Origin of the sequence: Streptomyces sp. CNQ085 (assembly GCF_022614595.1) — a bacterium.
In the GTDB taxonomy this organism is placed as follows: domain Bacteria; phylum Actinomycetota; class Actinomycetes; order Streptomycetales; family Streptomycetaceae; genus Streptomyces.
The window spans coordinates 1-7,075 of sequence record NZ_JAJFAU010000196.1 but is presented as its reverse complement, the minus strand read 5'-3'; the positions used below and the strand labels follow the sequence as shown (position 1 = coordinate 7,075).

Below are 7,075 nucleotides of genomic sequence, written 5' to 3'. Positions count from 1 at the left end.
CCCCCCTCACACACGTACCGCTCATGCCTCGGTGGCCTCCGGCGCCTCGGCCCCCGCCGTCCCGGCCTCCGGCGCCGTCCGCCTCGGCGGGACGGCCGGGACGGGCAGCACCGGCAGCCTCAGCGCCGCGAACGCCTCCTCGGGCACCGCCGGGGCCCGGGGCGGCACCGGCCGCACGCGTACGTAGCCTGCGCCCTGCCCAGGGCGGGGATCGGCCTCGCCCCTGTTGGGCCACAGGGACATCGCCCGCTCGGCCTGGGCGGTGATGGTCAGCGACGGGTTGACGCCGAGGTTGGCGGAGACGGCCGCACCGTCGACCACCGAGATCCCGGGGTGGCCGTAGAGCCGGTGGTAGGGGTCGATGACGCCCTCGCCGGGCGAGGCGCCGATCGGGCAGCCGCCCAGGAAGTGCGCGGTCAGCGGGGTGCCCATCAGCTCGCCGATGTTCGCCGCCGGGAAGCCGCCGATCTCCTCGGCGACGAGCCGCGCGGCCTCGGCGCCCTCGGGGATGTGGTCCGGGTTGGGCGCGCCGTGGCCCTGCTTCGCCGTCAGCGCTCCCCTGCCCGGCCCCTTGGTCCTGCGGTAGGTGGTCAGGGAGTTGTCCAGGGACTGCATCACCAGACCGATGATCGTCCGCTCCGACCAGCGGTAGTTGGACAGCGTCCGCACGGTCCGCGCGGGATGGCGCAGGCAGTGCGCCAGGAAGGCCGGCGGCCTCGGCGCGCGGCCGTAGGGCACCTGGGGGACGGAGAGGGCGCCCATGGCGTTGGAGCCCTTGCCGTAGCGCACCGGTTCGATGTGAGTGTTGTCGTCGGGGTGGATGGAGGAGGTGATGGCCACTCCCCGGGTGAAGTCCGGCCCCGCGTCCGGCCCGTGCTTCCTCCGGTAGCGGCGCGGGGTGGTCAGGGCGCCGACCAGGGCCTCGGAGTTGGTGCGGGTCAGCTCGCCCAGCTTCGGGGAGATGTGCGGCAGGACGCCCTGGTCGCGCATCCGGTGCAGCAGTGTCTGGGTGCCGTAGGTGCCGGCGGCGATCACCACCTTCCGCGCGCGCAGCACCGTGCGCCTTCCCCGGCGCTTCCCGGTGCGCACCGCGGTCACCCGGAAACCCCCGGCGCCGTCCTCGGCGACCTCGGTGACGGTGGTCATCGGGTGGACGACCGCGCCCGCCTTCTCGGCGAGGTACAGGTAGTTCTCGTTGAGGGTGTTCTTGGCCCCGTGCCGGCAGCCGGTCATGCACTCGCCGCACTCGGTGCACGCCCGGCGGGCCGGGCCCGCGCCGCCGAAGTAGGGGTCGGGCGCCTCCGCCCCCGGAGCGGCCCTGACCTCACCCGCGGCGTCCTCACCGTCGCCGAAGAAGACGCCCACCGGAGCCAGGTGGAAGGTGTCGCCCACTCCCATCTTCCCGGCCGCGGCCTTCAGATGGACGTCCGAGGGCGTCATCGTGGGGTTCAGCCGCACGCCCAGCATCCGCCTGGCCTGGTCGTAGTAGGGCTTCAGCTCCTCGTACCAGTCGGTGATGTGCCCCCACTGCCGGTCGGCGAAGAAGGCCGGCGGCGGCACGTAGAGGGTGTTGGCGTAGTTCAGCGAACCGCCGCCCACTCCGGCGCCGGCCAGGATCATCACCTTGTCCATCAGATGGATGCGCTGGATGCCGTACAGGCCCAGCGCCGGGGCCCACAGGTAGTTCCTCAGGTCCCAGGAGTTCTTCGGCAGCGTCTCGCGGGTGAAACGGCGCCCCGCCTCCAGCACCCCGACCCGGTAGCCCTTCTCCGTCAGCCGCAGCGCGGACACCGAACCGCCGAAGCCGGAACCGACCACGATCACGTCGTAGTCGTGCGGCTGCGGCCGGCCGGACGGCTGCCGCGCTGCTTCGTCCTGCGTTGGGGACACGGGGACCTCCGGTGGTGCGTATCGGCTCCGGGGAAGGAGACGGAAGGTGGTGAGGCGGGGGCGAGGGCGGGGTTCCGGACGGGGCGTCAGCGGAGACGGAGCGCCTTCATCACGCGCAGGGAGGAACTCATGAGGGCCGCGTACCGCGCGTCGTCCATGCCGAGCGACGGGGCCATGGGAAGCAGCCGCTGGATGGCGACGGTCTGCGCCTCGGTGTACTTGAGGATGCCCTCCGAGCCGTGCCGGCGGCCCACCCCGGACTCGCTCATGCCGCCCATCGGCGACTGGACGCTGCCGTACGCGGCGGCGTAGCCCTCGTTGACGTTGACCGTGCCGGTGCGCAGCCGGGCGGCGATCTCGCGGCCCCGGCGGGCATCCCTCGTCCAGACGCTGGAGTTGAGGCCGTAGGGAGTGGCGTTGGCCAGCGCGACCGCCTCGTCCTCGTCGGTGAAGCGGTAGACGGAGACGACGGGGCCGAAGGTCTCCTCGCCGCAGACGGCCATGGGTGCGGTGACGCCCTCCAGGACGGTCGGCTCGTAGAACAGCGGACCGACGTCGGGGCGCGCCCTGCCGCCGGCCAGGACCTTCGCGCCCCTGGCGACGGCGTCGTCCACGTGCCGCACCACGTTCTCCAGCTGCCGCCGCGAGACGAGCGACCCCATGTCGGCGCCGTAGGCCAGCGCCGAGCCCAGGCGCAGCGCCCCGGTGCGGGCGGTGAACCGCTCCAGGAAGGCATCGGCGACCGAGGCGTGGACGTAGAGCCGTTCGATGGAGATGCACAGCTGCCCGGCCGAGGAGAAGGCGGCGCGCACCGCGCCCTCGGCCGCGCGGTCGACGTCGGCGTCCTCCAGCACCAGCATGGCGTTCTTGCCGCCCAGCTCCAGCGAGGTCCCCACCAGGCGGAACGCGGCCCGCTGGGCGACCTCGCGGCCGGTGCGGGTGGAGCCGGTGAAGGAGACGTAGTCGGCGTGGTCGACGACGGCCGGGCCGACGACCGGTCCCTCGCCGATCACGATCTGCCAGACCCCGGCCGGCAGCCCCGCCTCGATCAGCAGGTCGCGTGCCCACAGGGCGGTCAGCGCGGTCTCGGTGTCGGGCTTCATGACGACGGCGTTGCCCGCGGCGAAGGCGGGCAGCGCGTCGCCGACCGACAGCTCCAGCGGGTAGTTCCACGGGGCGATCTGCCCGACCACGCCCTTGGGATGGCGCAGCTCCCGCACCCGGGTGAGCACCGGGATGGCGCCGGTGTGGCTCCGGGGGCGCAGATACGCCGCGGCCCTGCGGCCGTAGTGGCGGGCGGCGACGGCGACCGCCTGCACCTCCTCGTGGGCGTGCAGCCGCGCCTTGCCGGTCTCCAGCTGGACCAGGTCCAGCACCTCCGGCTGGCGGGCGAGCAGCAGATCGTGGAAGCGCAGCAGGACGGCCGCGCGCTCGCGTACCGGCCGCGCCGCCCATGTCCGCTGCGCCCTGCGGGCCCGGGCGTAGGCCTCGGCGACGTCCGCGGGGGTGGACTCGGGCAGGTCGGCCAGCTTCTCGCCGGTGAAGGGGGTGTGGCACGCGGTGCGGCCACTGCCCGCCAGGCCGCGGGTCAGCCGGGCGACCAGCTCACCGGTCACCACGCCGGCGGCGGTACGGGCGTCGGCGGGCGGAGCGGCGACCGGGTTGCCGGCCGTCGTGGGCACCGCGGGGGCGCCGGGGCCGGTGCCCGTCGTCTGTGCCGCCCCGGTGGCGGCGGTACCTGGCGAATCCGTCATACCGGGGAGGGTACGACGCGGGAAACCTCCTGTGTACCCGGCGGTAACCATTTTTCACGGAATCTGCCGGTGATCACCGGCAGGGATCCCGCGCGGGTGTGGGCGGCGCCTGCGGGGAACGGCCGGGAACGGCCCGGCGGGAGCGGCTCAGCCGGTGGGGCGGTAGGTGTCGGCGATCGTGTCGAAGACGCGGTCTATGTCGTCCTTCCGGCTCTCCGGCCCTCTGACCAGCACCGTGTGGTAATGGCCGTCGACGATGACCGCCCGGTCGCACATGTAGGTGCTGTCCGCGCCCTCCCGCCAGCTGAACCGGCCCTCGGCCATCAGCGTCCGGCCCACCTGTATCCGCCGCATCCCGGAGCCGGTCGCCCAGTCCGCGGCGCGGTACGCGTCCAGTTCCCGCTGGTCGTCGGTGAGGTACTCCATCGCGTCCGAACCGTACTCCCGCGTGGTGTCCCGGCCGGGCACCACGACGATCTCGAGGTCCCCGTGCGTGAAGACCGTCCGCCCCCGGCCGTCCGGCCCGGCCCGCCGCGCGTCCTCGGGGAGCGCGATCCGGAAGCCGGCCGCGTCCTTGTGCAGCTCGTAGCCGTCCAGCCCCTCGATCCGGTCGCCGGCCTGCGGCCGCTCGGTGCCGGGCGGCTTCGACGCCCCGGACCCGCCCGGCTCCCCGGCCGTACTCTCCCGCGGCGGGGCCTCCTCCCCCGGACGGTCCTCCTGCCGCGGTTGTTCCGGCTGCGCGCCCACGCTGCCGGGCCGCCGGTCCGCGCTGTGCTCCGGGGAGCCGGCGCCGTTCCCGGGCATGTACACCGCGGCGTACACCAGTGTTCCGGTCAGCAACAGGAGGACCAGCCCGACCAGGAGCATTCCCAGCCGGCGCGGGGACCGCTGCTTACGGGCGCGCCGGTGCCGGGCGCGGGCGGCCACCGGGGACCGCTCGGCGCGCTTCCCGCGCACCAGTTCCCCCCGGCGCCTTATCACCGGCAGCCGCCCGGGGTCGGCGGGCCGGCCCGCCTCCAGTGAAAGCGGCGCGGTGACCGTGTGCAGCCCGACCCCGGGCTCGGGCGCGGAGCGGATCAGGGAGCGCAGCCAGCCGCCCAACTCCTCGAAGTCCGGCCGATCGGTCGGGTCCTGACGCAGCAGCGACTCCACGACGGGCCGCAGCGCACCGCACTCCTCGGCGAACGCCGGTGGCTCGGCGCACACCATCTGCACCAGCTCGGCCGCCGACTCCTCGGGGTAGGGGGCGTGCCCCTGGACGACCCGGAACAGCAGCGCGCCCAGCCCCCACAGGTCGGCCGCCGGACCGACCGGCGGGGCCAGCCGCCAGTTCTCGTAGACGGGCCCGGCCTGCTCGGGGGCCCAGCGCTCGGTGACGGCGCCGACGATCGCCGTCCTGGTCTGGCGGGCGCGCTCGGCGGCGAGCGCGGTGGTGGGGCCGCGGTAGCGGTCGCCCCCTTCCTCGCCCCAGCCCGGCGCGGACGGCGTCCACCCCCCGGGCGGCTCCTCGCCGTACGACTCGCCGCCGTGAGGGGAGGAGGCGCTGGGGGGCACCGGGCTGAGGTCCCCGGCCCGCGGGCCGGGCTCGCCCGTACGCGCCTCGACCTCGGCCCGCGCGGTGGCGACGCTGTCCCCGCCGGGGGCGGAGCCGGGCCCGGCCAGTTGCCGGGGCACGCCGCCCGCCACCGGGCCACCCTCCGCCCCCCGGTAGCCGGGCGGCAGCCCGGGGAGACCGCCGTCCTCGCCCCGCCGGTCCCCGGGCGCGTCCTGCGCGGGGCCGTCCACATGGCCGCGCGGCAGCACGCTCGGGGGCGCCGGCAGCGGGTCGTAACCGCACAGCGCCTCCTCGGCCGCGCCGGCGGCCAGTCCGGTGAGCATGGCTCGGCCGTCGTCGCAGACGAGGACGGTGTGGGAGGTGATGTTGCGGTGGACCCAGCCGTGCGCGTGGACCGCGCGCAGGGCGGTGAGCAGGTCGGCGGCCAGCTCCGCCGCCCGGTGAGGGCTCAGCGGGCGCTCGGCGAGCAGAGCGGCCAGCGGCCGGGCCGCGACCAGTTCGCTGACGATCCACAGCCCGTCGCCCTCGACGAAGACATCGAAGACCTGGTCGAGCCGGGGGTGGTCGGGTATCCGGGAGGCGGCCAGCGCGGCCTCCACCGCGCGCCGCACGCCGGGGTCGGCCGGGCGCCGTGTGGCACGGCCGGTACGGTCGTGCCCGTGGCCGTCCCAGCCGACGAACTCGGCCTCGACGACCTCCGGCAGCGGCACCTGACGGACCAGCACCTCCTGTCCGCTGGCCGTGTCGTACGCGCGGGACTCCACCGGCTCGTACTCGTCCGACGGCGGACGCGGCAAGCGGTACCGCTCGGCCAGCAGCCGACCCGAGTACTCGTCCACGGCGCCCTCCCCACACGGACTGGTGCCCTACGGCCCGTCAGGATCCTTTCCCACCAGCCGGATCGCGGACGCACAGGGCCTGCCTGCTATCACGATACGTGCCCGGGCGGCCTCGCGCCGCCCGTCGGCCGGTTGTCTCCGTCTCAGTCCCGGGGGCGGAACGTCCGGAACGCGGTATCCCGCACCGTGCGGCACTCCCCGCCGTCCCACTTCTCCGCCTCACAGGTGATCATGATGGCGTAGCCGTGGGTGTCGTCGACCCGGAAACCGCGGTTGAGGACGCGCACCCGCTTGCCCTTCTCCACGCGCTCGAACCTCCAGTCCGCGACAGTCGGGTAGTCCCGCCACTCCACGGGTTCGATGTCCACCAGGGAGTAGCCGGTGCTACTGCCGCGCACCGCGGGTTCCTGGGAGCGCCAGGCGCCCGCCGCGCTGTCCCCGGGGCTGCCGTTGAAGTCGACCTGGACCTTGGGGTAGCCGCCGCCGGGCGGGGCGTACTTGCCGCCGGAGTTCTGTCCCGCTATCCCGGCGCGCACATAGCCCTCGGGCATGGCCATCGAGAAGTTGAAGCGGTCGTCGGTGACCGTTTCGTAGCCCTCGGGCACCCCCTCGCCGCCCTGTCCGCCCTTGCCGCCGTCCTCGTCGCCGCCGGACGGCTCCGCGGAGGGGTTGGCCGGGGACTCGTCCGGCCTGCCGTCGGCACCCGCGCCGTCCTGCCCGGCGGTCGGGGTCGCGGAACGCCCGGATCCGGCCCGCTCGCCGGCTCCCTCGTCGTCGTCGGTGAACGCGAGGGCCAGGACGGTGCCGAGCAGGGCAAGTACCACCACGGCGATCACCGCGAGCCCGGCGGGCTGCCGCGCCGTACGGGCCGCGCGGGCCGCACCGGACGGGACGGCGGTGGCCGCCGCGGCGCCGCCGGACGCCCCGGGGCCGCCCGCGGTGCCCTTCCCGCCTGCCTTCTCCCCGGCCTCTCCCGCCTTCCCCTCCGCGCCGCGCCCGGTCTCCTCGGAGGACGCGATGACGGCCGACTGGACGCG

General features: G+C 75.1%; 3 protein-coding genes and 1 pseudogene. All 4 read right to left on the bottom strand.

All coding sequences use genetic code 11. The annotated features are described in order from the left end of the window. Positions 1-21 precede the first annotated feature (21 nt). A complete protein-coding gene (locus tag LJ221_RS22400; RefSeq protein WP_241718526.1) occupies positions 22-1,890 on the bottom strand; it encodes a GMC family oxidoreductase N-terminal domain-containing protein in 1,869 nt (622 codons plus the stop codon). Between the two features lie 86 nt (positions 1,891-1,976). Then, positions 1,977-3,644 (bottom strand): succinic semialdehyde dehydrogenase, encoded by a 1,668-nt coding sequence (locus LJ221_RS22395; protein WP_241718525.1) that lies wholly within the window; start codon positions 3,642-3,644, stop codon positions 1,977-1,979. A 147-nt stretch (positions 3,645-3,791) separates the two neighbouring features. After that, positions 3,792-6,038 (bottom strand): serine/threonine protein kinase, encoded by a 2,247-nt coding sequence (locus LJ221_RS22390; protein WP_241718524.1) that lies wholly within the window; start codon positions 6,036-6,038, stop codon positions 3,792-3,794. Between the two features lie 143 nt (positions 6,039-6,181). Beyond that, positions 6,182-7,075, bottom strand: a pseudogene (locus LJ221_RS22385) (serine/threonine protein kinase); the annotation flags it as partial.